The organism is Candidatus Manganitrophus morganii, from assembly GCA_021651055.1.
Lineage (GTDB): Bacteria > Nitrospirota > Nitrospiria > SBBL01 > Manganitrophaceae > Manganitrophus > Manganitrophus morganii.
Window position 1 is genome coordinate 248,065 of the sequence record JAJHOH010000001.1, and the last position, 22,731, is coordinate 270,795.

Consider the following 22,731-nt stretch of genomic DNA (forward strand, 5'->3'; position numbering starts at 1 on the left):
CCACGTTTTATATATGGATGAGGGTCCCAAGATCACTCGATGCTATAGAGGGAACCTCCCTGTTTTTCACTCATTCATCGTAAATGCAACGGTTCATTTTCTAAACCCACCTTCAGAGGAAGGTCACGTTGACCATTTGCCTGTAGTGTCTTTGTCCTTTCGAGGAATTCCATAAAAAAAACCAAAAAGACAGCGATAAATGCTGCAGAGAAAATCGATAGGAGAACGATCTGCTTCCTCTTTGGTTTTATTCTTACCCCAGACACTTTCGCGACATCCAGCACCTGCACCGTTGGGCTGTCTTTGGCTTCTTGGATTCGGGACATCTCATATTGTTGAGTTAATAATCCAAATAGTGTCTCTTGGATCTTGGCATCTCTTAGAAGGCGGGCATATTGGAGTGCCAGGTCCGGTATCTTAGCGGTTGGGATGAAAATGCTTTTAGAAAGAGTTCCACTTTTTTTCCCCTCTTCCAGTTCCCGGAGACTTCCTTGAAGTTCTTCCACTTGGGATCTTAATAGCTCCGACTGGGGATTATTCGGTGTAGCAAAGGAGAGTAGTGTCTGAAGCTCAACTTCCTTCGCCATGAGTTGGCCCTTGACACGCCCCATCACATCGATGACCGCCTTCGACTGATCATCTAATTTAACCGCGCCATTCTTCTCTTGGAATGCCTTCACCTCCTCTTCTATCTTCACCAACTCTATTTTTTGTTCGCTTAATCGCTTCTCAATAAATGCCCTCATCCTTCCACCCGAAGTCATCACCACACGCTTATTTACCTTATCCAACTCTTCTACAAAGGCATTTGCGAGAGCGGCGGCTCGTTTAGGGTCTTCGTCCTCGACACTGATGGAAAGGAGGTCTTCTTTCGACTTGGTTATCCTCACCATTCCATTCAATACATCGATGGCGTTTTCTTCCGACTGGGTCTTGAAAACACTCGCCAGTTCAAATCGGGCGACGATGGCATCCCGGACCGTTCGGCTCTTCAGAATAGCCATCCAGACATCAGCGGGAGACTTGCTACCCAAGAAACTTCCCGCCAGACCTCCTAGATTGCTTCCCAGTTGAGATGCAGCCATTCCAGGCATGCCGATAGTGCTTTCCTGCTGAGGAGGAAGAAGTGTGGTCGTGGAAGCATAGATCTTTGGAAGGAAAAAGCTGATGGCAATCGATGTAAAGAAAGCCCCTGCGACGATCCACAAAATCAGCTTTTTCCGTTTAATCAACAACCTCCAGCAGTGGAGAATGTCTATTGTCTCGTCCATCTCTTCCTTTTAGAACAATTTAGATCGAGAGAGATTCCAGAACTGAAGTTCCTATCCATCCTCAAAACACTTTTATAATGATTCCCGCAGTGGCAGCGATCTGAAAAAGAATCTGAGTAATATCTTTGATCTCCTTTAACCAGGAAACACGTTCCAGCTTTTCTGGAACCACAATCGTATCTCCGGGATGAAGGCTTGAAGATAAAAGACCCTTGTTGAAGAATCCTCTTTCGGCTTTCTGGGAAACAGCTGAACCATCTATTTTAAGAACATAAAGCGCGCTCTCTTCAGCATCCTCTGTCATACCGCCTGCTCTTTTTAAGTATTCTGAGACGGTCCCATTCGAATTATAAATAAAGGCGGTTTGATTATAGACAGAGCCGATTACCTGTATGTGCTGGGGTCTTTCTGGAATAATCAAGGTATCACTCTCTTCCAGAAGAAGATCCGAAGAAGAACCCTTCAATTCATCGAGGTGATTTAAGTTAATCGTGATTCTTCCCTTCGCTTTGGCCGCCTTCATCTTTTCAATAAGAGCACTTCTCTGCTCTAGCGCAGCCTTCTGCTGTAAGGCATCTTCAGGAGTCAACGCTGCCTGGATTGCGGTCGCCGACTTAGAAAGAACCTGCCGTTGAAGGCGTTCAATCGACTCGTCAAGCTGAGCCTGTTGGAGCTTCCGCACCGACTCCCTTGTAAACGTCGCTCCTTTTAAATAGGCTTTATCTGTAAACCCTCCTGCCCTCTCGATGAGACTTGAAAGTCTTTCTCCTTTTTTAATTGTGTAGCTTCCAGGGAATCTCACCTCTCCGACAATCTCGACCGTTTTGTACATTCCCCACTCGGGAACGGCCTTTATTAACAGGTAATCGTTTTCTTTAAGAATTATATTCTCACTCAAACTTCCTGCTAGGGCTTTGTCCAGAGCAATCATCATTTTCTCTATCTTTGGCCCTTCCAGAGTAGGAGTAATCCGCGTCAGTTCAGCCTCATTGGTATAGGCATAATCCTTTAACCCGCCTGCCATTGAGATTAAATCTTTGATCGTCATCCCCGGGCTAGCAGCGTATTCACCCTCTCTTTGGACTGCTCCGGACAATCTTACAAACTTTTTATCTTGAACGACCGAGAATACTTTGATGAGATCACCTGATTGAACTTTTATAGATTTTGTTCTTATCTCGTCCAAATTTGATTCAAAAGTATTCTGTTCAGTGTTATGAAGAACACGACTAATCTGTATCCGGCCTTTAAAAGCAATTTCGTTCAACCCGCCCGCCATTTCGATAAAGCGATTGAGTTCCATCTCCTCTTTTAGCTCGTAAATTGCTGGAGAGCGAACATCCCCCGCAATTCCGGCAAGAGGACCTATCGTTGGGATAAAGATGACATCCTCCGGCATTAATCGGATGTCATTCGTCTTGTCTCCTTTTAAGAGGAAGTCATACATATCGAAATGGACCAGGGTTTCTCCATTTCTCTTAACCTGAATATCCCGCATCGTTCCGGCTTTACTCGGTCCCCCTGCCGCAAAAAGGGCATTAATGAGGGTCGAAAGAGATGAGAGAGTATAACTTCCCGGTCTTTGGGCTTTTCCGACGACGAAAATACGGATCGATCGAAGTCGGCCCATGCTAACGTTCATCTTCACTTCAGAAGCTTTATAGTACCGGCTGAACTCTGTTTCCAAAAAGGTCTTTGCTTCCGAAAAACGAAGACCCGCCAAATGAAGGACACCGATTTGGGGCAAGCTGATTTTCCCATCTCTATCGATCGTCGCCGGATTTTCCGCATTTACTTTCCCCCATAAGGTAATCCGGATCTCATCTCCCGGTCCCAAGAGATAATCGGGACCCACTGGAACAGCATCAATGGGGGCGAAAGTGCTCGGAGGTAGGAAAAGGTCATAACCGAACTGATTAATTTCAGTAGAAATCGTGTTCGGACTTTTTCCCTGAATATACTCTTCAAAGGAAGATAGTTTTTTAGAAGTCGTTTGGGCCGGCACTAGTCTAGCAGGCGTCTCAAACTGACTTTCTTGCAATCGCTCGACAACAGGTTGTTGTATTGACTTTTGTTGGAACGCATCCTTTCCCTTTTTGATCTGATCGAAGCTAAACGATTCAGTGGTTATTGAGGGAACACCGAAGCTCTGAGGAGCGGATGGAAGTTCCTGAGCGAAGGAGATCGAGACAAACAAGATAACTTGCACTAGGACAGCTAAGATCATCGATCCTCTATGAAGTAGTTGGAAGTTTTTTAAACTCCTGCACAAGGAAATATTCACCTTATCGGATAAAACCAGAGTCATTTTGAAGGCGTGACGAGTAAATATAAATGGACAAAGCAAGTGACATTACGGCTTGACACACATTCACTTCAAAACACATCACCGAAGAACGGGTATATCAGTACCATTCAGACTTTTTAACGATGTTTGCCTTTGCTAAGAGATCCCAATTGTGAATTGGGATAGACCAAAATGTGGAAGTGAAAAAAAGTATAGCCCATGTTTGTGTTTTGTCAAGTTTATGACGGCGAGCATCCTAATATGGTTTTATTTGGTATACTGACTATACTTTGTAGCAGTTTTATGACGCACAAAATGATACTGCACCGCGTCAGAAATCAATCGATAGATAAAAAAGCATAACCGAGGTATCCGTGTATCGTCTTTATCTGACGGTAGTCTTCATCATGACTCTTATCGCTCCAATGGCTTGGGCTGCAGAAACAGCACTCATCCGGCTCCCCTCCACGACCTCCGGACCGAGCGGCCTCCTCTTTACCCAATCGACAGATACCCTCTCTCCTGGAAAAGTGGAGATCGGCATGGGGTTCGCTCACGAACAGAGCAGCAACAACCCCGACTACACGATTAATGAGGTCTTTGCCACGGTCACGGCCGGCGTCTTGCCTTGGGCGGAGGTCTCCGCGCGTGTTCCTTACATGTACAGCTTTGAAAGTCACGGGATCGAAACGGATGGAATTCAAGGAGGGGAGCTTTCGCTGAAGTGGCGTTTTCTCAATCAAGATGAAGATTTCGGTCTTCCTGCAATGGGTGCTTCTCTGACCTATTTCTCACCGATCGACAGCAAGGTCAGTGCATTCGATGTCGTCGACTCCTGGGGGCTGAAGGGACTCTTCTTGGCATCGGCCGAAGTCGACATCTCTCCTTCGTTGCACTACTACTATCACGCCGGTCTCTATGCCAATGCGGGTATTTTTATTCGAGACCTCGGCAAACCGACGGAAGAAAGACACGGATTACTCGATCTGGGAATGGCGCTCCCCCTCAGTCCATCCCGCCAAATCCAACTGATCTTTGAAGCAAACACGACCCTGAGAAACGAAATCCCGCTGCAGGGTAATTATACAGGCCTGACCGCAGCGCTCCGATATGTGACCTCTTCTTTCCAGCTGACGGGAGGGATGCAACGCCGCTTAAAACAGGATGATGAGGATGTAGAAATCGAGGATACCAATCCCGATCGATTCATTCTTTATGCAAGCTACCTGTTCTGATCTAGAATTGCCACGCGGCCGTCAAAATCCCATACATGTTTTGTTCATCCAACGAGAGGAGGTTTACGTTCTCAATCTCCTCATAGATCAGCCGAACGGAATAGGAAAATCCTGTTCTTTCGGAATAAACGGCATCTCCCCCCCAACGGCGTATTTTCTCTTGAACAGGCGAAGAGAGGCGACGATTCTGCTGTTCATAATCCACTCCACCGATCCATCCTCCCCGAAATGGTAATTCCGCCCGAACATAAAGATCTTTCGCATCGCTCCCCATATGATGGCCGATGATGTTGTCACGATAGGTATAGCCGGAGGTGTAGAGAGAATGGTTATACCAAACGTTCGGGAACCCACTCACATGGTTATTCGCATATTCGATAATGACTCTCCGGTTTTGATACATCCATTCCACTCCGACGAGAAGGGCCGGCTTGCTCGGCCGAAAACCGGCCTCATCCTCCCCTCCGTACTCACCATAAATTTCCAGAGCCTGTCCCGGCAAGATCCCTCCGATCGGTAGAAGCAAGCGCACATCGACTCCCCCCAGCTCGTTGACCTCGTACTTGCCGGACCGATTGGGATCGCTGAAATACAACCTTGCAAAGTCGACCGGCGAGAGATCCGGACGACCCTCCCCGCCGAACATCGTGATGCGAGAAACGCCGATCGTGATTTCCTCTCGCGGACGATAAACCAACCGAAGACCCAATAAGCGGACGTTCGAAAAATCCCGATTCTCTTCGAGCCGGGTCAAAAAACTTTCCACTTCAAACCTTCCCAGCCGCGCCAAAAAACCGGGCAGAGAGAAGGGGGCGGCGGATCCGACGTGGATGAGGTCAAACGGGAACGCATTGTTGGAAACAAGCAGCGCCCCGTGACGACCCGGCCCCCACCAGAGGGAGTCGCGTCCGATCTTCAGCGCGACATTCCAAAACTCGAAACGAAGATAACCCTTTCGCAAAAACAGGTCTCTCCCCTCCCGCGGAGAAACTTGAACCGGCATCAAGACCGCAGAGAAAGAATCCCCGACGGAAAACCGGGAATAAAGCGACGTTTGAAGATTGGGACCGTCGAAGATCAGATCTCCCCAGTGATTCTCACGGAGGCGGCTTTCCTCTTTCTCTAAATCGGCCCAGGAAAATTCGGTCGTCAGGGTATTCTCAACCTCGAAAGCTTTTGTGTAGGAGGGAAATGAAACGGCGAAGAGGAAAATCGTGATCAAACAAAAATGGTTTCTCTTATAAAGATGCATGATCATCCGAAGAAGCGTATCGTTCATAACCTTTACAGTATAGTCGAGGTTCCGGAATTTGTAAGTTAAACCACAATAAGCACCATCCTCATTGCTTTTAATCTGAGTTTCGTTGCAAATCGCTGCGAAGATCCTGCAGCGTCCTTCCCCCTTATCGTTAAATCTGCGAAAAAGCGCTCTTACCTTCTTGCTTTCCCCAGGTATAGAGGTTGCACACCGACGAGCGACAGGATTTTTCTTTTGCAATGACATTGTTGAAATCAAATGCGCAAAATCAAAATGGGCCGTCCTGATTGTCGATTCAACCAAATCCTTTCCGTTGACCTGGTTTTCTTCCGGCCGGTTGCTCTTTTCTCAATTTTTGTTTTGATCGGCATCGTCTTGGCCGGATGCTTCAGGCTGCGCGGCTCGCACGGAGGCGGCGAAACCACTTTCGATCCGCCGAGGAAGATCTCCCCCCGCGACATCGCACTCCCCGACGGGTACCGGATCGAGCCGGCGGCGACCGAGTTGACCTTTCCAACCGGTGTGACATTTGATGAAGAGGGCCGGGCCTATGTCGTCGAATCGGGTTACTCCTACGGCGAAGTCTGGACCACCCCCCGGCTGCTCCGGATCGACCCGGCGGGAATCACCGTGATCGCTTCGGGCGGGAAAAACGGTCCTTGGAACGGCGTCGCTTACCATCAAGGGGCCTTCTATGTCGCCGAGGGGGGAACCCTTCTCGGAGGGCGCATCTTGAAGATCACCCCGGACGGAACCATTACCCCATTGATCGAGAATCTCCCGAGCATGGGAGATCATCACACCAACGGCCCGGCGATCGGCCCCGACGGCGCGCTTTACTTCGCGGTGGGGACCTTCACCAACTCCGGCGTCGTCGGAGAGGATAACGCCCACTTCGGATGGCTGGCGCGTTATCCCGAAGCGCACGACATTCCCTGCCGGGACATCACCCTGAACGGCGAAAACTACACCTCCAACGATCCGAGGACCCCCGATCCGAACGACACCGCCGTCACCGGCGCCTTCTCCCCGTTTGGCACGGCAACAGCAAAGAATGAAGTCATCTCCGGAAAGATCCCCTGCAGCGGATCAATTTTGCGAATTCCGATCGACGGCGGAGAACCGGAGCTGGTTGCCTGGGGGTTTCGCAACCCGTTCGGATTGGCCTTCGCTCCGGACGGAGCGCTTTATCTGACCGAGAACAGCTATGACGACCGCGGCAGCCGGCCGGTACATGGAACGGGCGACCCGCTCTGGCGGGTCACGCCGGGCACCTGGCATGGATGGCCCGATTTTCACGGAAGATCCCCGCTCGATCGTGGAGATCACCATATCCCTCCCGGCAAGGAGCGCCCGAAACGCCTGCTCGCCGTTCTTCCGGACGAACTCCCCGAGCCGGTCACCCTTCTCGGTGTCCATTCGTCCTCAAACGGATTCGATTTCTCACGGAACCCTCAGTTCGGTTACACCGGCCAGGCCTTCATCGCTCAGTTCGGCGATCAAGCGCCGGTGGTCGGCAAAGTCCTCTCCCCGGTCGGCTTCAAGGTCGTCCGGGTCGATGTCGAGACCGGCGTGATCCATGACTTCGCCGTCAACAAAGGAAAGACCAACGGGCCGGCCTCCCGGATCGGCGGCGGGGGTTTCGAACGCCCGGTGGCGGCGCGGTTCGATCCGAACGGAATCGCCCTCTACGTCGTCGATTTCGGCGTCATGACGATGGGCGAGGGGGGTGAGGTCCGGGTTCCCTTCTCCGAGCCGGAAGTCACCAGCGAGCCGCGGAAGGGAACCGGCGTGCTCTGGCGGATCACCCGCGCGGAAGGGACGATGCCGTGATCTCCAGAACGCTCCTTCGGCCTCCTCTCCCCATGCTTTTGGCCACCCTCCTCTCCATCACCGGATGCGGCTCGGCCCGACGGGGCGAGCCGATCACCCCTCCCCCCCCGATGACCGCTCCGACGCTCGTTCGAGGAGAAGAGATATTCATGAAACGGTGCCATCAATGCCATCCCGGAGGGGAAGCCGGTCTCGGTCCCGCCCTCAACAACAAACCTCTTCCCGAGTGGATGATCCGGTTTCAAGTCCGCCACGGTCTCGGCGCCATGCCGGCCTTCTCGGAAAAGGAGATCGGCGATCGAGAGCTCGACGATCTGGTTGCATACTTAAAAGCGTTGCGTTAGAATCAACCGCAGATCGGGAAGACCGGTCAACGCGATCGCCTCTCCACCTCCACCCCATGAAGAGGACCCTGCCGATGCTGAGGACAAAGGAGCCTTCCCTCTTTCTTCAACGGGATCACCCTGCCCGACCGCTTTTCCTAAAATCCTATCTGGAGTTGATCCGCGCCGCCAACCTTTGGACGGCCGCGGCCGATATTTTCGCCGGCGCCGCCGTCGTCGGCGCCGCCGGTCCTGCAATCCTCCTCCTTGCGCTCTCGACGATCGGCCTTTACGGCGGCGGGGTGGTCCTCAACGACCTCTTCGACGCGCGACGGGACGCCGCCGAACGGCCGGAGCGGCCGATTCCGAGCGGGCGGATCACCCCCCGCCGCGCCGCGCTCTTCGGAACGGTTCTCCTCTTATCCGGAATCGGCGCTGCGTTCACGGCGGGACTCGCCAGCGGACTTCTCGCGATCGCCATTGCCCTCTCGGCGGTTTGCTACGACGCCTGGACGAAGGAGCATCCGATCGTCGGCCCGCTCAATATGGGGCTCTGCCGGGGACTCAATCTTCTCCTCGGTCTCAGCGCCGCACCGCTCCTCCTCTTCGACTATGCACCGCTCGGCCTGATCCCGCTGACCTACATCGCCGCCGTCACCCTGACCAGCAAAGGAGAGGTCCACGGCGGAAGGCAAGGGACGATCCTCCTCTCGATCGGATTGATCGGTGCGGTTCTGCTGGCCCTCGCCGCGCTCGCCTTTCAGAGCGCGATTCCTCTTTGGGAGACGCTCCCTTTTCTGGCGCTCTTCGCTTTCCGGGTCGTCCCTCCCTTTTGGGAAGCATATCGCGTCCCGCAGGCCGTTCCGATCCGGACCGCGGTGAAGCGCGGGGTTCTCTCAATTGTCCTGCTCGACGCAACCCTCGCGGCTCTCTATGCCGGTTTCCTTCCCGGCTTGATGATTTCTTTATTGGCGCTATTCGCTTCCCGGACCGCCCGTCTCTTCGCAGTCACCTGAATCGGTCGGCTGCACCGGCCACGCCTCCATGATTGAAAGGACCTCTATGTCGGAATCGATCCACGCTGCTTTCGATGTTCCTTATCACTACCCCGTTCACTTCACGATGCATCTCTTCTCGCCGGAGAATCGACTTTTCATCGATACGGTTGGGGCAGGGAATCCGGATCGGCCGTACAAGACGCTGTTCGTCATCGATCGGGGCCTCTACGCGCATCATCCGGAACTGCCGGCGGCGATCGAGGCCTACTGCAGCGAATATCACACCCACCTACAACAATCCCTTCCCCCTCTCCTCATCGAGGGGGGCGAAGCGGCGAAAAATCATCCGGAGCATGTCGTGCGCGTCCATGAGGCGATTCATGAAGCCGGACTCTGCCGGCACTCCTATCTCGTTGCGATCGGAGGCGGGGCGTTGCTCGACATGGCCGGTTACGCCGCGGCGACGGCGCACCGGGGAATTCGGCTGATCCGAGTGCCGACGACCGTGTTGGGGCAAAACGACGCGGGGGTCGGGGTAAAAAACAGCATCAACGCCTTCGGGAAGAAAAATTTCCTCGGCGCCTTCAGCCCCCCGCATGCCGTCCTGAACGACCGCGCGTTTTTATCGACCCTCTCCGACCGGGATTGGCGGAGCGGAATCGCCGAGGCGATCAAGGTCGCCCTGATCAAAGATCCCGACTTCTTCTCCCTCCTGGAGCGTCAGGCCGACTCCCTTGCCTCGCGCGAGATGGATCCCATGGCCGCGCTGATCCATCGCTGCGCGGCGATGCACGTCGCGCACATTGCGGCGAACGGCGATCCGTTTGAGCGCGGCGCCTCCCGCCCGCTCGATTTCGGCCACTGGTCGGCCCACAAGCTCGAACAATTGACCGGCTATACCGTCCGGCACGGCGAGGCGGTCGCCGTCGGAATCGCCCTCGATACCACCTACTCTTATCTCGCCGGTCTGCTCGAACGGTCCGAGTGGGAGAAAATTCTCGCGCTCCTTTCGGCCGTCGGACTTCCCTGCACCCTTCCGGAGCTGCGCCACCCGGCATTGATGCACGGCCTCGATGAATTTCGGGAGCATCTCGGCGGACCGCTCACGATCACCCTTCTCAAGGCGATCGGTCGAGGAATGGAGGTTCATGAGGTTGAACGGGAAATTCTTCTGAAGAGTATCGACCTCTTGGAAAAAAGAGAGATCCGCGGAGCAAAAGGAGAACAACGATGGAAAGCCGTCCCTTCGCCGGCCCAATGACCGGCGTGCAATTAGTCGATGAATATTTTATTGAAAACCGGACCCGGCTGCTCGATCTCGCCGCTTTCTTGGACCGTCTCGACCGCGCCGCCGATCCCGCCGTCGATGCCGACTTTCGGATGCGGGCGTTTCGGGAGGCGGTCCGTACCTTGTCCGACTCAGACGGGGACCGCGTCGGGCGGATTCAGATGATCTTCAGCGATCCGCGGACGGAGCCGACCGACGGCCTCGACCAAAAGTCGGCCTGCGGGGCCTACCGCCCGGAAAAAGGAGAACGATGATGGAGTATATCGACATGCACGCCCACATGGCGTCCCGAACGACCGACGATTACGAACAGATGGCGCTGACCGGCTGCGTGGCGCTGACCGACCCCGCCTTCTGGGCCGGCTTCGACCGCTCCTCGGCCGACGGCTTCGACGATTATTTCCATCAGCTCACGGAAGTGGAGCCGAAGCGGGCGGCCCGGGTCGGCATCCGCCACTACACCTGGCTCTGTCTTAATCCGAAAGAGGCCGATAATCGTCCCCTGGCACGGGCAGTCATCGAAAAGATCCCGAAGTATCTCGACCGGCCGAATGTCCTCGGGATCGGGGAGATCGGATTGAACCGGGTCACACGGAACGAGGTGGCGACCTTTCAGGACCATCTCGACCTCGCCGTCGCGCACAATCAGATGATCCTCATCCACACCCCTCATCTTGAGGACAAATACAAAGGAACACGGATCATCGTGGAGACCCTTTTGAAAGATGGGCGGATCGATCCCGGACGGATACTGATCGATCACGCGGAGGAACATACAATCGGGATGATCCTGGAAAACGGCTTTTGGGCAGGGATCACCCTCTACCCCCAGACCAAGGTTTCACCCCAGCGGGCGATCGACATGGTCGAGCGGGCCGGACCGGAGCGGATCTGCGTCAGCTCCGCCTGCGACTGGGGGCCGAGTCTTCCGATCGCCATTCCCCGCTTCGCCCTGGAGATGCGGCGGCGGCGCCATACGGAAAGATCGATTCGAAAAATCATCTATGAGAATCCGGCCGCCTTTCTGAGCCAGTCTCCCCGCTTCATGCTTGAAGACGCGACGGACCGGAACGGGCAGAAAGCGGCTCCCTCCGCTCCTTTGGGAGCGCGGTAAAAAGATGCGGATCGGACCGGACAAGGGCTTTCATCTGACTTATTGCTCCAACATCCATCCCGGAAACGGATGGCCGGAGGTTTTCGGCAATCTGGAGAAGTATGCGCCGGCGCTCAAATCACGCCTCTCCCCTGAGGCGCCGTTCGGCATCGGCCTGCGCCTCTCCTCCAAAGAGAGCGAGGCGCTGCTGGCGGGAGAAGAAATCGATCGGTTCAAATCGTTCCTCGACGATCATGGTCTTTATCTCTTCACCCTCAACGGATTTCCCTTCGGCGCCTTTCACCGGCAACGGGTCAAGGCGGGGGTCTTCGCGCCCGACTGGCGGACCGAAGAGCGGCTGCGCTATACCCTCCGGCTGATCGAGATCCTTCGGAGGCTCCTCCCCGACGGGATGGAAGGGAGCATCTCGACCTCCCCGCTGTCATATAAAAGATGGGTCATCCCCAATGATCCGGAGAGCTGGGAGACGATGATTCGCCATCTCGTCCGGGTCGCCTCCGCCCTGGTCTGCACAAAAGAGGAGACGGGAAAAGTGATCCACCTCGACATCGAGCCGGAGCCGGACGGCCTGATCGAGAACAGCATCGAGGCGGTCGATTTTTTCAGAAAATACCTCCTCCCGATCGGCGCGCCGCTTCTGGCCGCCGCGCTCCAACGCCCGGTTCCCCGGGCCGAACGCGATCTCCTCGAACATATCCGAATCTGTTACGATACCTCCCATATGGCGGTCGAATACGAGGAGGCGGAGAGCGCCCTCGACCTCCTCCAAAAGGCGGGGATCCAAATCGGAAAGGTTCAGATCAGCGCCGCGCTGAAGATGGCCGTTCCCTCCGATCCGGAGCCGCTCAAGGCGCTTTCCGATCGGCTCCGTCCTTTTTCGGAGTCGATCTACCTTCACCAGGTCATCGAGCGCACTGCGCAAGAAGGTTTTCGCCATTATACCGATTTAAGCGATCTCTTCCCGATCATCCGAAGCCTCGATTCCAGCGAGTGGCGGATTCACTTTCACCTTCCCCTCTTTTTCCCCGGGGAGGGACCGCTTCACTCCACACGGGACGAAACCGCTCGTCTCCTCCAACTCATTAACAAACGGCGGTTCACCTCTCATCTCGAGATCGAGACCTACACCTGGGACATCCTCCCCCCAGGTTTGAAGCGGGACCTGGTTGAATCGATCGCCGAGGAGTATCGTTGGGTGTTGGAGCAGATGAAATCATGAACGGTCCCTCATGCTGAAGAAAACCGTCGTCATCAATGTGGTCGGACTCACACAGCGGCTTCTCGGCCCCGCCACCCCTTCTCTGTCGGAATGGGCAAAGCAAGGGAAGGTTGTTCCGATCGAAACGGCCACCCCGGCGGTGACCTGCGCCGCCCAGGCGACCTACCTGACCGGAACCTGGCCCGCGCAACATGGGATTGTCGGAAACGGCTGGTATTTTCGGGATGAATGTGAGATCAAACTTTGGCGGCAGTCGAACCGGCTGGTTCAGGCGCCGAAGCTCTGGGAGATCGCCCGCGCGGCCGATCCGAGTTTTACCTGCGCCAATCTCTTCTGGTGGTTCAACATGCACTCGACCGTCGATTATTCGATCACGCCGCGCCCGATGTATCCCGCCGACGGCCGAAAGATCCCCGATATCTATACCCAGCCGGGAGCGCTCCGGCAAAAGATCCAGGCCGATCTTGGTCCCTTCCCCCTCTTTCACTTCTGGGGGCCGGCCACCTCGATCCAATCAAGCCGGTGGATCGCGGAAGCAGCCCAGTGGATCGACCGGCGCTACAACCCGACCCTCACCCTGATCTATCTTCCGCACCTCGACTACAACCTGCAGCGGCGCGGCCCCGACGATCCTTCTCTCGCGCACGACCTCCGGGAGATCGACGCCGTCTGCGGCGACCTGATCCGGCACTACGCGGCGGCCGATGCGGAGATCCTCTTTCTTTCGGAATATGGGATCACGCCGGTGACAAAACCCATTCACCTCAATCGAATTTTCAGGGAACAAGGTTGGATCGCTATCCGCGAGGAGATGGGGCGGGAATTGCTTGATCCGGGGGCGAGTGCCGTCTTCGCCGTCGCCGACCATCAAGTCGCCCATATCTATCTGAACGACCTGTCGAAGGAGGATGCGGTCCGCGCCGTCCTGGAGAAGACGTCCGGGATCGAATTGATCTTCGATGAAGACGGGAAACGCCGACATCACTTGAATCACCCGCGGGCCGGGGAGATGATCGCCGTCGCTTCAAGCGACGCCTGGTTCACCTATTATTATTGGTTGGATGATCGCCGGGCGCCCGACTTCGCGAGGACGGTCGATATCCATCGCAAGCCGGGATATGACCCGGTGGAGCTTTTCATCGATCCCGCGATCTCTTTCCCGAAATTAAAAATCGGAGGGCGGCTCCTCCAAAAAGCGCTCGGATTTCGGGCCTTGCTCGATGTCATTCCGCTCGACGCCGCCCTGGTTAAAGGCTCCCACGGACGGGTCACCGACTCGGCCGACGAGGGACCGCTCTTCATCACGCAACGCCCCGATCTCCTGAAAGCCGATTCGCTCCGAGCGGTCGATCTCTGCAATCTGCTCTTAAGCCACCTCGGCCTGGAACGCGACGAGCGGATCCATTCACCGATCGTCGCTCCTCATCCATCTTTCAAAGATTCTTGACTCTCTGCACCGAACCGTCCTATACTCTCTGAATTATTCCCGCCCGGTGTCGCAGTCACCTTGAGACACGGACCGCTTCCCACATCATGAACATACGTCGACGAAAAGGAGGAACTCTGATATGAGATACGCTCTTCTGGTTGCTTTTGGATTGGTTCTGCTCGGCTCCAACGCTTTCGCGGAGACGAAAGCGGAAGCCGATATCATCAATGGACAGGGGGAAAAGATCGGCGCCGCGACATTTACGGAAGGGGGAGAGGGGGTGAAGATCGCAATTTCCGTTTCCAAGCTCTCGCCCGGACAACATGGCCTTCACATTCACGCCGTCGGGAAATGCGAGGGTCCCGACTTTAAATCGGCCGGAGGACATCTTAACCCGGAAGGGAAAAAACACGGCTTGCAAAGCCCGGAGGGTCCCCATGCCGGCGATCTTCCGAACCTGAGCGTCGGCCCCGACGGGAACGCCAAGACCGAAGTGACGACCAAACGGGTCACCTTAGGTGAGGGAAAGAACTCCCTCTTCCAACCGGATGGCACCGCTCTCGTCATTCACGTCGCTCCCGACGACGAAAAGAGCGATCCGATCGGCAACGCCGGCCCCCGGGCCGCGTGTGGGGTGATTAAGAAGAAATAGTAATGACGAATCGAGAACAAGGGGTGGGGGTTCACCCACACCCCTTGTTTCTAGACCAATAATCCGCTCTCCGTTGGAACAGGGATGAGCGCGTTCTTCAACACCTCCTCCGCAGAACCAAGCAAAATAAAGGTGAGGGAACGTTTCACCTCCTCCGGCACATCCTCAAGGTCATTCTCGTTCCGTTGCGGAAGAAGAATCGTCTTCACCCCCACCCGGTAGGCGGCCAAAACCTTCTCTTTAATACCGCCGACCGGCAGCACTTTCCCCCGAAGGGTAATCTCCCCCGTCATGGCGAGATCGTTCCGCACCGGCCGGCCGGATGCAAGTGAAGCAATCGCCGCGACCATCGTGACCCCGGCAGACGGACCGTCTTTCGGAATCGCGCCGGCGGGGACGTGGATGTGGACGGTCTTCCCATCGAAGACCTTTGGATCGATTCCCAACCGCTCCGCATTCGATCGAACGTAGGAAACGGCCGCCTGCGCCGACTCCCGCATGACGTCGCCCAACATTCCGGTCAAAATCAAATGCTCTTCATGGCTCTGCATCATCGTCGCCTCGACAAAGAGGACATCGCCGCCGGTCGGCGTCCAGGCCAATCCCGTTGCGATGCCGGGCCGATCGATCCGTTCGGCGACTTCGTTCATGAATCGAGGCCGCCCCAGATATTCCGGAATCTTGTCGGCGGTGACGGCGATCGGCGTCTGCGCCCCCTCGCTGATCCGCCGGGCCACCTTCCGCAAGACTCCGGCGATCGCCCGCTCAAGGTTTCGCACCCCCGCCTCGCGTGTGTATTCCCGAATAATCCGCCGGATCGCTTCATCTTCGAGGGTCACCTCTTGCTCCTGCAGGCCATGGGCGCGAAGCTGCCTCCGAAGAAGGTAACGGCGGGCGATGTGAAGCTTCTCTTCTTCGGTATAACCCGACAAAGAGACGATCTCCATCCGGTCCTGAAGGGCGGATGGAATCGTATCGATCGTGTTCGCGGTGCAGATGAAAAGGACTTTTGTGAGATCCACCGGAACGCCTAAGTAGGTATCGACAAAAGCATGGTTCTGGGCCGGATCGAGCACCTCCAATAAGGCGGCGGAGGGATCGCCTTGAAAGCCGACGCCGAGCTTGTCGACCTCATCCAACATAAAGACCGGATCGAACGTCTCGGCGCGCCGGAGCGCTTGAATGATCCGGCCCGGCATGGCGCCGATATAGGTCCGCCGATGCCCCCGGATCTCCGCCTCGTCATGGATTCCGCCAAGGCTGATTCGGACGAATTTCCGGCCCATCGCCCGCGCGATCGACTGGCCGAGCGACGTTTTGCCGACCCCCGGCGGCCCGACGAAGCAGAGAATCGGCTCGCGAAGCGCTTCATCTTCAGGCGTTTGTGGAAGCGGCCCCGCTTCCGCGACAAGTCCCGCCTCACCGGCCCCGGTCAGGGGAACGGCGGCGCGGCGCTCTTCCCGCAACTTTCTCACCGCCAGGTATTCGAGAATCCGCTCTTTGATTTTTTCGAGGTCGTAGTGATCCTCATCAAGGATTTTCCGCGCATGACCGACGTCGATTTGCCCCCCGGTCGTCTTTCCCCAAGGAAGGCTCAACAACCAATCGAGATAGGTGCGAATCAGACCATGCTCCGCGGCGGCCGGCGGCAGACGCTCCAACCGGGATAATTCGCGCTCGGCTTCTTTCCGCGCCTCTTCCGGAAGCGGCGCTTCTTGCAGCCGGCGTCGGAACCCCTCGATCTCCGCCTGTTCGGGATTCTCCTCCCCCAGCTGCCGCTGGATCGTCTTCATCTGCTCGCGAAGAACGTAGTCCCGCTGCGCCTTCGACATCTCCTCTTCGGTCTCGCGCGTGATTTTCTGCCCCAGCTCTCGAACCGCCACTTCATGCTGCAGCAATTCGATCAGCCGCCGCAATTTGGCCGGCAGGGAATTGATCTCTAAAAGATCCTGGCGCGCGGCGACCGAAATCGGAACGCTGGACGCCACCAGATAGACGATCTGACGCAGGTCGGTGAGCGCCTGAATGGCGCCGCTGAGTTCATCGGGAAGCTCGGGGATCAGCGGCGTCAGTCGCTGGATCAGATCTCGAACGGCGCGAATAAACGCTTCGACCTCGACCCCTTCTTCGATGATCTCGGGTGCCCGTTCAATCCGGGCGACAAGGTAGGGCTCCGTCCTGGCGAAATCGACGATTCGGACCCGCTCCAATCCTTGGACCACCAGACGGAGGGTCCCATCCGGCGCCCGAAGGAGTTGCTGAATGACCGCCGCGGTCCCCATCCGATAGAGATCTTCCGGCCCGGCGGGACGCGCCTCGACGCTCTTTTGCGCGACCAATAAGATCATCCGATTGGAGCGCATCGCATCCTCCACCAGCTTCACCGAGCGCTCCTGGCCGACGAGAAGCGGGATCACCGCCATGGGGAACGCCACCGTGTCTCGTAATGGAAGGACCGAGAGCGCGTCCGGGAGGGAGGTTCCTTTCACATCTTCTCTTCCATCTCTTTCATCCGCCGTCATCGATTCACCTCCATTTTCGGTAAGATCACACAGAGAAAGCCGAGTTCATATCGGGCACTGACCTGCTCGCGATCGATATTCGGTACAACAGGCACTTCGATGCGAAAAGGACCGTAACGAACCTCCATCGCGTGAAAACGCGCCGCGTCGGAAAGCAGCCAGGAGCGCACCCCCTCCACCACCAATGTATCGTCATAAAGGGTGATCTCAAAATCCTCCTCCCTCAATCCGGCAATCTCCACTTTCACGATCAGCCGATCTTCGGTCTCATAAAGATCGACCGGCGGCCGCCATTGGGGCCGGGCCACCATCACGCGGCGCCGGGATCCCCATAAATCTTCCAAAGATTGCGGCGGCGCATCTTGAGCGACCTCCGCATAACGGTAACGTATCAAGCGATAGCGCATATTCCCTCCTGTCGTCGCATGACTCAGCCGGTCAACGAGTGTAGAACGCAACGATCAACGCTTCATCGATCTCGAGATCGATCTCTTCCCGATGGGGCCGGTCGGTCATCTCCCCCCCTCCGTTCTCCCGACGAAGCCAGGAAACCGTCGGCTGGCGCGTAGTCATTTCCTCCTGCACTTCCGGCATCGCCAATGCCCCTTCTTTCAAGTCGATCTTCTCGCCGGGGGAGACAAGATAAGAGGAGATCGTCACCGTCTCATCATTTACCAGAACGTGCCGATGCGCGATCATCTGACGCGCCATCAAACGGGTCCGCGCCAGCCCCAATCGATAAACCACATTATCCAGGCGGCGCTCGAGCATCTCCAACAAGGCCCGCCCCAGCGGCTCTCCCGAACGCTGCGCTTCGGCTACATACCGACGGAACTGCGCTTCCCGCACGCCATAGATATCTTTGACCTTTTGCTTTTCGCGCAATTGGAGGGCATACTCCGTCGGCCGGCGCACGCCGCGGCTTCCCCCCGGAGGAACATTCAGCCGGCGCTGGAGAGACGCTCCCCCCGTACCGAAGAGGTCCATGCCGTAGCGCCGGGAAGTTTTATGTCTCGGTTCCCGCTTTGCACCCATACGCTTCCTTTCTCAGCAGGTTTTATAGAAATAAGTCCGAATCTACAAAAAACAAGGGCGATCTTTTTGCGTCTATTTCTATTATAGGGAAGGGGGATCCGTAAGGAAATGGGTCGGTAGGGATCAGTTTGAGTCGAATAGAAAGAAATACCGACATTAAAAATAATAGGGCGATCACGAAAATCGCCCTACGGAACAGATTCGAATTGAGAAATTTAAGAAGCGGGCTGAGGCCTGGGACCTTGAACTAACTCGATGAGGTGGTCGATCGTTTTTTCAACTTCGATCTTTTGTTTTTCGCCGGTGCGGCGGTTCTTTAGTTCCACAAATCCTTCGTGGAGATTCTTCTCGCCGAGGACGACCTGGTAAGGGACGCCGAGGAGATCGGCATCATTGAACTTGACCCCAGCCCGCTCGGAGCGGTCTTCGATAATCGTCTCGATCCCGGCGCGGATCATCGACCCGTAGATCAACTCCGCGGTGATCATCACCCGCTCCGATTGATCCTGAACGGGGATGATATGGATGGCGAACGGCGCGATCGGCATCGGCCAGATGATTCCCTTCTCGTCATGGTTCTGCTCGATCGCCGCCGCGATGATCCGGGAGACCCCGATGCCGTAGCATCCCATGACAAAGAATTGCTCTTCCCCCTTCGGATCGAGGAAGGTCGCTTTCATCGCCTCGCTATACTTCGTTCCGAGCATGAAAACATGCCCGACCTCGATGCCGCGATCGATCGACTCCGGCGCGCCGCATCGGGGACAGGCGTCCCCTGCCACGGCATTCCGGAGATCGGCGAAACGATCGACCTTGAAATCCCGTCCGGGAACCGCATGCAGATAGTGGGCGTCTTTTTCGTTTGCGCCGACGATCGCCTCCGGCATCGCTTCCACGGAAAGGTCGCCGATGATTTCGATATTTTTTAGGCCGACCGGTCCGGAAAATCCGGAGGGTCCGCCGGTCCAGGCTTCGACTTTTCCCGCGTCGGCCAGCACGAGATCGGAAACGCCGAGGAGGCGCCTGACCTTGATCTCATTGACCTGATGATCCCCGCGAACCAGCACCGCCAGAGGCCGCCCGTCGGCCGAGAAAAGAAGGGTCTTCACCAGCTGGGGCGGCGTCGCCTTCAAAAAAGCGCTCACCTCTTCTACCGTTTTCTTGCCCGGTGTTTGAACTTTCTCCAAGTTTTCGGCTTCCCCTATCCCCTGTCCCCTACCCCCTACCCCCGGCTTCAACTCCGCCCGTTCGACATTCGCGGCATAGTCGCACTTCGTACAGGAGGCGATCCCCTCCTCGCCGGTCTGCGCTAAGACCATGAACTCGTGCGAGGAGCTGCCGCCGATCAAGCCGGTGTCGGCCTCCACCGCGCGAAACCGGAGGCCGAGACGGCTGAAGATCTTATGATAAGCGTCGTACATCTTCTTATAGTTTTCTTTCGCCCCCTCCAGGTCGGCGTCGAAGCTGTACGCATCCTTCATGACGAATTCGCGCCCGCGCATCAAACCGAAACGGGGGCGGATTTCATCGCGGAATTTGGTCTGGATTTGGTAAAGATTGATCGGAAGCTGGCGGTACGATTTAACTTCGCGCCGGACCAGATCGGTGATGACCTCCTCATGCGTCGGACCAAGGCAGAAGTCGCGATCATGCCGGTCCTTGAGGCGCATCAGCTCCTTGCCGTACTGCTGCCACCGGCCGGTCTCCTGCCAAAGCTCCGCCGGCTGGAGCGCCGGCATCAAGATCTCCTGGGCGCCGGCGTGCTCCATCTCTTCCCGGACAATCTTCGCAACTTTAGAGAGAACACGGAGTCCCACCGGAAGAAAATTATAAATTCCGGCGGAAACTTTCCGGATCATCCCCGCCCGCATCATCAGGCGGTGGCTGATCACCTCCGCTTCGGTCGGATCTTCACGCAATGTCGGTATGAGAAGTTTGGAGTAACGCATCTTAAATCCAAGAAACGGGAGGAGGAAGGCGGTGGGCGCCTACCCCTTCCCCTCTTTCAAGGCCTTCCTCTCTTTAACTAACTGCTCCACCTCGAACAAAAGGACCGATTCCAGTTGCTCGGAAGGAACCTTCCGGATGATTTCGCCGTTTCGGAAAAGAAGCCCGACGCCGCGCCCGCCGGCAATGCCGATGTCGGCTTCTTTGCCCTCGCCGATGCCGTTCACAACGCAGCCGAGGACCGAGATGTCGATCGGCTCGGTGATGTGGCCGAGCTTCGATTCCAATGTCGCCGCCAGCTTGATCACGTCGATTTCAAGACGGCCGCAGGTCGGACAGGCGATGATATTGACCCCTCGTTTTCGAAGGTTGAGCGATTTGAGGATTTCGTAGCCGACGCGGACCTCTTCGGTGGAGTCGGCCGCCAAGGAGATCCGGATTGTATCCCCGATCCCTTCGGAGAGGAGAATGCCGATCCCGACAGACGACTTCACGGCGCCGGTTGCGGCGGTCCCCGCCTCGGTAATGCCGAGATGAAGGGGATAATCCGACTGCTTCGAGAAGAGCCGGTATGCCTCCACTGCCAGGCCGACATGCGAGGCCTTCAGCGAAACTTTTGTATCATAGAAGCCGAGCGACTCCAAAATCTCGATATGGCGCATCGCCGATTCGACCATCGCTTCGGCCGTCGGATAACCGTATTTTTCCAGAAGCTCCCGCTCCAGGGAGCCGGCGTTGACGCCGATCCGGATCGGCACCCCTTTGTCTTTCGCCATTTTGACGACACGTTCGACCCGCTCGCGCGACCCGATGTTGCCGGGATTCAATCGAAGCCCATCCACCCCCGCCTCCAGCGCGGCCATCGCGAGATGGTAGTCGAAATGAACATCGGCAATCAGCGGAATGCGGATTTGGGCGCGGATTTTCGGAAGGGCTTCGGCCGATTCTTTCTCTGGGACGGCGACGCGGACGATCTCACAACCGACCTCTTCGAGCCGTTTGATCTCGGCGACGGTGGCGGCGATATCTCGAGTATCGGAGGTGGTCATCGATTGGACCACCACCGGTGCATCCCCCCCGATCTTCACCGAGCCGACCGAGATTTGTCTCGTCTTCCTGCGGGTCACCTTCATCGTTTTTTCAAAACCGTAGGGGGCGCAATTGATTGCGCCCGGATTTGATTTCATGCAAGGGCGCGATGAATCGCGCCCCTACGATCATCCCTGCTTGATAAACAACCGCATAATATCGTTATAGAACGCGAACACCATGAGCGAGATGATAATGAAGAGTCCCACCTGTGAAGCGATCTCCCGCGTCTTCAGGCTCAGCGGATGGCCCATGATCCCTTCGATGATAAAGAAGAGAAGGTGGCCGCCGTCCAGAATGGGGATAGGAAAGAGGTTGATGATTCCCAAGTTGATGCTGAGAATGGCGATGAAGAGGACCACATTCAAGATCCCCTCATTCGCCTGCTGGCCCGCCATCTGGGCGATCAGGATCGGCCCGCCGATCGAATCGGACGAGATTCTCCCCTGAATGAGCCTAAAAATCCCGGTCACGTTCAAAGAGATCATCTCCCAGGTCCGCTTGGCCCCCATCATCGCCGCCGTCAGCGGATCATACTGCTTGATCGTGTGTGTTCCCTTCGGAAGAATGCCGATCAGCCAGAGCTGGTGGGAGTCTCCAAGGACATCCTGGGTCTCCTTCAACATCGGGGTGATCTTCAGATTCACTCTTTGTCCCTCCCGCTCGACGACAAACTGGAGCTCTTTTCCCCCGTTCATCTGCAGCGTCTCGCGGATCTCCTCCCATTGGTTGATCGGCTTCCCTTCAATCTCGACGATCCGATCCCCCGGCTGCATGCCGGCTTGCCCCGCGGCGGAGCTCGGCTGGACCTCGCCGACTTCAGAGGTCAACGAAGGAACCCCGGTCATGAAGACGCCGACAAAAATAAACAGCGCGAGGAGAAGATTAAAGAGAGGACCGGCCACAACAATGGCGATCTTCTTCTTCACACTTTGGGTCAAGAACGACCGGTCGCGCTCTTCCGGGCTGATCTCTTCCTTCGGATCGTCCCCCAGCAACCGGACGTACCCCCCCAATGGGATGATCGAGATGCAATATTCCGTCGGCCCCCATTTACGAGAGAAAAGTCTCGGCCCAAACCCCAACGAAAAGGTTTGCACCTGAACTCCGCAGAAACGGGCGACAATATAATGACCGAACTCATGAACAAAGACCAATACCCCCAACACAATGAGGAAGGTCACGATGGCCGATAAACTAAACATGCTCCTTCTCCTTCCGATCTGCCGCT

19 protein-coding genes are annotated in these 22,731 nt (G+C 56.2%); 10 read left to right on the plus strand and 9 right to left on the minus strand.

Annotated features, from left to right (window positions below; genetic code table 11):
- Window positions 1–74 precede the first annotated feature (74 nt).
- Window positions 75–1,271 carry a Wzz/FepE/Etk N-terminal domain-containing protein gene (locus tag MCM46_01100; protein MCG3110393.1) on the minus strand — a complete coding sequence of 399 codons (1,197 nt, stop codon included), beginning with the start codon at window positions 1,269–1,271 and terminating at the stop codon, window positions 75–77.
- A 61-nt stretch (window positions 1,272–1,332) separates the two neighbouring features.
- Window positions 1,333–3,498, minus strand: a complete 2,166-nt coding sequence (locus MCM46_01105) for an SLBB domain-containing protein (protein ID MCG3110394.1) — start codon at window positions 3,496–3,498, stop codon at window positions 1,333–1,335.
- Between the two features lie 485 nt (window positions 3,499–3,983).
- On the opposite strand from MCM46_01105, the gene MCM46_01110 reads away from it, so the two are divergent.
- Window positions 3,984–4,793, plus strand: a complete 810-nt coding sequence (locus MCM46_01110) for a hypothetical protein (GenBank protein ID MCG3110395.1) — start codon at window positions 3,984–3,986, stop codon at window positions 4,791–4,793.
- A gap of 1 nt (window position 4,794) precedes the next feature.
- Here MCM46_01110 and MCM46_01115 read toward each other — a convergent pair whose 3' ends face one another.
- Window positions 4,795–6,045: a capsule assembly Wzi family protein gene (locus MCM46_01115; protein MCG3110396.1), complete on the minus strand. Its 1,251-nt coding sequence runs from the start codon at window positions 6,043–6,045 to the stop codon at window positions 4,795–4,797.
- Between the two features lie 264 nt (window positions 6,046–6,309).
- On the opposite strand from MCM46_01115, the gene MCM46_01120 reads away from it, so the two are divergent.
- The 9 genes from MCM46_01120 to MCM46_01160 all read left to right on the plus strand — a co-directional run bounded on the left by MCM46_01120 (window position 6,310) and on the right by MCM46_01160 (window position 14,907).
- A complete protein-coding gene (locus tag MCM46_01120) occupies window positions 6,310–7,884 on the plus strand; it encodes a PQQ-dependent sugar dehydrogenase (GenBank protein ID MCG3110397.1) in 1,575 nt (524 codons plus the stop codon).
- Window positions 7,881–8,228 (plus strand): cytochrome c, encoded by a 348-nt coding sequence (locus MCM46_01125; GenBank protein MCG3110398.1) that lies wholly within the window; start codon window positions 7,881–7,883, stop codon window positions 8,226–8,228. The genes MCM46_01120 and MCM46_01125 overlap by 4 nt, the downstream gene beginning before the upstream one ends.
- Before the next feature lie 74 nt (window positions 8,229–8,302).
- Complete coding sequence (gene eboC, locus MCM46_01130; GenBank protein ID MCG3110399.1) at window positions 8,303–9,223, plus strand: UbiA-like protein EboC; 921 nt, start codon at window positions 8,303–8,305, stop codon at window positions 9,221–9,223.
- 46 nt (window positions 9,224–9,269) lie between these two features.
- Entirely contained in the window at window positions 9,270–10,466 is a 1,197-nt protein-coding gene (locus MCM46_01135) for a 3-dehydroquinate synthase (GenBank protein ID MCG3110400.1), read from the plus strand.
- Window positions 10,436–10,747, plus strand: coding sequence for a hypothetical protein (locus MCM46_01140; protein MCG3110401.1), 312 nt, complete (start codon window positions 10,436–10,438; stop codon window positions 10,745–10,747). The genes MCM46_01135 and MCM46_01140 overlap by 31 nt, the downstream gene beginning before the upstream one ends.
- Window positions 10,744–11,607: a TatD family hydrolase gene (locus MCM46_01145; protein ID MCG3110402.1), complete on the plus strand. Its 864-nt coding sequence runs from the start codon at window positions 10,744–10,746 to the stop codon at window positions 11,605–11,607. Before MCM46_01140 ends, MCM46_01145 begins: the two co-directional genes overlap by 4 nt.
- A gap of 4 nt (window positions 11,608–11,611) precedes the next feature.
- Window positions 11,612–12,826 (plus strand): metabolite traffic protein EboE, encoded by a 1,215-nt coding sequence (gene eboE, locus MCM46_01150; protein ID MCG3110403.1) that lies wholly within the window; start codon window positions 11,612–11,614, stop codon window positions 12,824–12,826.
- 10 nt (window positions 12,827–12,836) lie between these two features.
- Window positions 12,837–14,273, plus strand: a complete 1,437-nt coding sequence (locus MCM46_01155) for an alkaline phosphatase family protein (protein ID MCG3110404.1) — start codon at window positions 12,837–12,839, stop codon at window positions 14,271–14,273.
- 121 nt (window positions 14,274–14,394) lie between these two features.
- On the plus strand, window positions 14,395–14,907 hold the full coding sequence (locus tag MCM46_01160) for a superoxide dismutase family protein (protein ID MCG3110405.1): 513 nt from the start codon (window positions 14,395–14,397) through the stop codon (window positions 14,905–14,907).
- A gap of 50 nt (window positions 14,908–14,957) precedes the next feature.
- Here MCM46_01160 and lon read toward each other — a convergent pair whose 3' ends face one another.
- From lon to rseP, 6 genes are all read right to left on the minus strand, one after another.
- Window positions 14,958–17,429 (minus strand): endopeptidase La, encoded by a 2,472-nt coding sequence (gene lon / locus MCM46_01165; protein ID MCG3110406.1) that lies wholly within the window; start codon window positions 17,427–17,429, stop codon window positions 14,958–14,960.
- The gene (locus MCM46_01170; GenBank protein MCG3110407.1) at window positions 17,426–17,836 is read right to left on the minus strand and encodes an Hsp20/alpha crystallin family protein; all 411 of its coding nucleotides are present in this window, start codon (window positions 17,834–17,836) and stop codon (window positions 17,426–17,428) included. The genes lon and MCM46_01170 overlap by 4 nt, the downstream gene beginning before the upstream one ends.
- Window positions 17,837–17,867: 31 nt before the next feature.
- Window positions 17,868–18,464: a 30S ribosomal protein S4 gene (gene rpsD, locus MCM46_01175; protein ID MCG3110408.1), complete on the minus strand. Its 597-nt coding sequence runs from the start codon at window positions 18,462–18,464 to the stop codon at window positions 17,868–17,870.
- Between the two features lie 215 nt (window positions 18,465–18,679).
- Window positions 18,680–20,413: a proline--tRNA ligase gene (locus MCM46_01180; GenBank protein ID MCG3110409.1), complete on the minus strand. Its 1,734-nt coding sequence runs from the start codon at window positions 20,411–20,413 to the stop codon at window positions 18,680–18,682.
- Between the two features lie 39 nt (window positions 20,414–20,452).
- The gene (gene ispG, locus MCM46_01185; GenBank protein ID MCG3110410.1) at window positions 20,453–21,598 is read right to left on the minus strand and encodes a flavodoxin-dependent (E)-4-hydroxy-3-methylbut-2-enyl-diphosphate synthase; all 1,146 of its coding nucleotides are present in this window, start codon (window positions 21,596–21,598) and stop codon (window positions 20,453–20,455) included.
- 30 nt (window positions 21,599–21,628) lie between these two features.
- Window positions 21,629–22,705: an RIP metalloprotease RseP gene (gene rseP, locus MCM46_01190; protein ID MCG3110411.1), complete on the minus strand. Its 1,077-nt coding sequence runs from the start codon at window positions 22,703–22,705 to the stop codon at window positions 21,629–21,631.
- Window positions 22,706–22,731 lie beyond the last annotated feature (26 nt).

Coding starts and splice junctions, on each gene's coding strand:
- MCM46_01100 (MCG3110393.1), bottom strand. CDS start 1,271: ATGGACGAGACAATAGACATTCTCCACTGCTGGAGGTTGTTGATTAAA.
- MCM46_01105 (MCG3110394.1), bottom strand. CDS start 3,498: ATGATCTTAGCTGTCCTAGTGCAAGTTATCTTGTTTGTCTCGATCTCC.
- MCM46_01110 (MCG3110395.1), top strand. CDS start 3,984: ATGGCTTGGGCTGCAGAAACAGCACTCATCCGGCTCCCCTCCACGACC.
- MCM46_01115 (MCG3110396.1), bottom strand. CDS start 6,045: ATGCATCTTTATAAGAGAAACCATTTTTGTTTGATCACGATTTTCCTC.
- MCM46_01120 (MCG3110397.1), top strand. CDS start 6,310: ATGCGCAAAATCAAAATGGGCCGTCCTGATTGTCGATTCAACCAAATC.
- eboC (MCG3110399.1), top strand. CDS start 8,303: ATGCTGAGGACAAAGGAGCCTTCCCTCTTTCTTCAACGGGATCACCCT.
- MCM46_01135 (MCG3110400.1), top strand. CDS start 9,270: ATGTCGGAATCGATCCACGCTGCTTTCGATGTTCCTTATCACTACCCC.
- MCM46_01140 (MCG3110401.1), top strand. CDS start 10,436: ATGGAAAGCCGTCCCTTCGCCGGCCCAATGACCGGCGTGCAATTAGTC.
- MCM46_01145 (MCG3110402.1), top strand. CDS start 10,744: ATGATGGAGTATATCGACATGCACGCCCACATGGCGTCCCGAACGACC.
- eboE (MCG3110403.1), top strand. CDS start 11,612: ATGCGGATCGGACCGGACAAGGGCTTTCATCTGACTTATTGCTCCAAC.
- MCM46_01155 (MCG3110404.1), top strand. CDS start 12,837: ATGCTGAAGAAAACCGTCGTCATCAATGTGGTCGGACTCACACAGCGG.
- MCM46_01160 (MCG3110405.1), top strand. CDS start 14,395: ATGAGATACGCTCTTCTGGTTGCTTTTGGATTGGTTCTGCTCGGCTCC.
- lon (MCG3110406.1), bottom strand. CDS start 17,429: ATGACGGCGGATGAAAGAGATGGAAGAGAAGATGTGAAAGGAACCTCC.
- MCM46_01170 (MCG3110407.1), bottom strand. CDS start 17,836: ATGCGCTATCGCTTGATACGTTACCGTTATGCGGAGGTCGCTCAAGAT.
- rpsD (MCG3110408.1), bottom strand. CDS start 18,464: ATGGGTGCAAAGCGGGAACCGAGACATAAAACTTCCCGGCGCTACGGC.
- MCM46_01180 (MCG3110409.1), bottom strand. CDS start 20,413: ATGCGTTACTCCAAACTTCTCATACCGACATTGCGTGAAGATCCGACC.
- ispG (MCG3110410.1), bottom strand. CDS start 21,598: ATGAAATCAAATCCGGGCGCAATCAATTGCGCCCCCTACGGTTTTGAA.
- rseP (MCG3110411.1), bottom strand. CDS start 22,705: ATGTTTAGTTTATCGGCCATCGTGACCTTCCTCATTGTGTTGGGGGTA.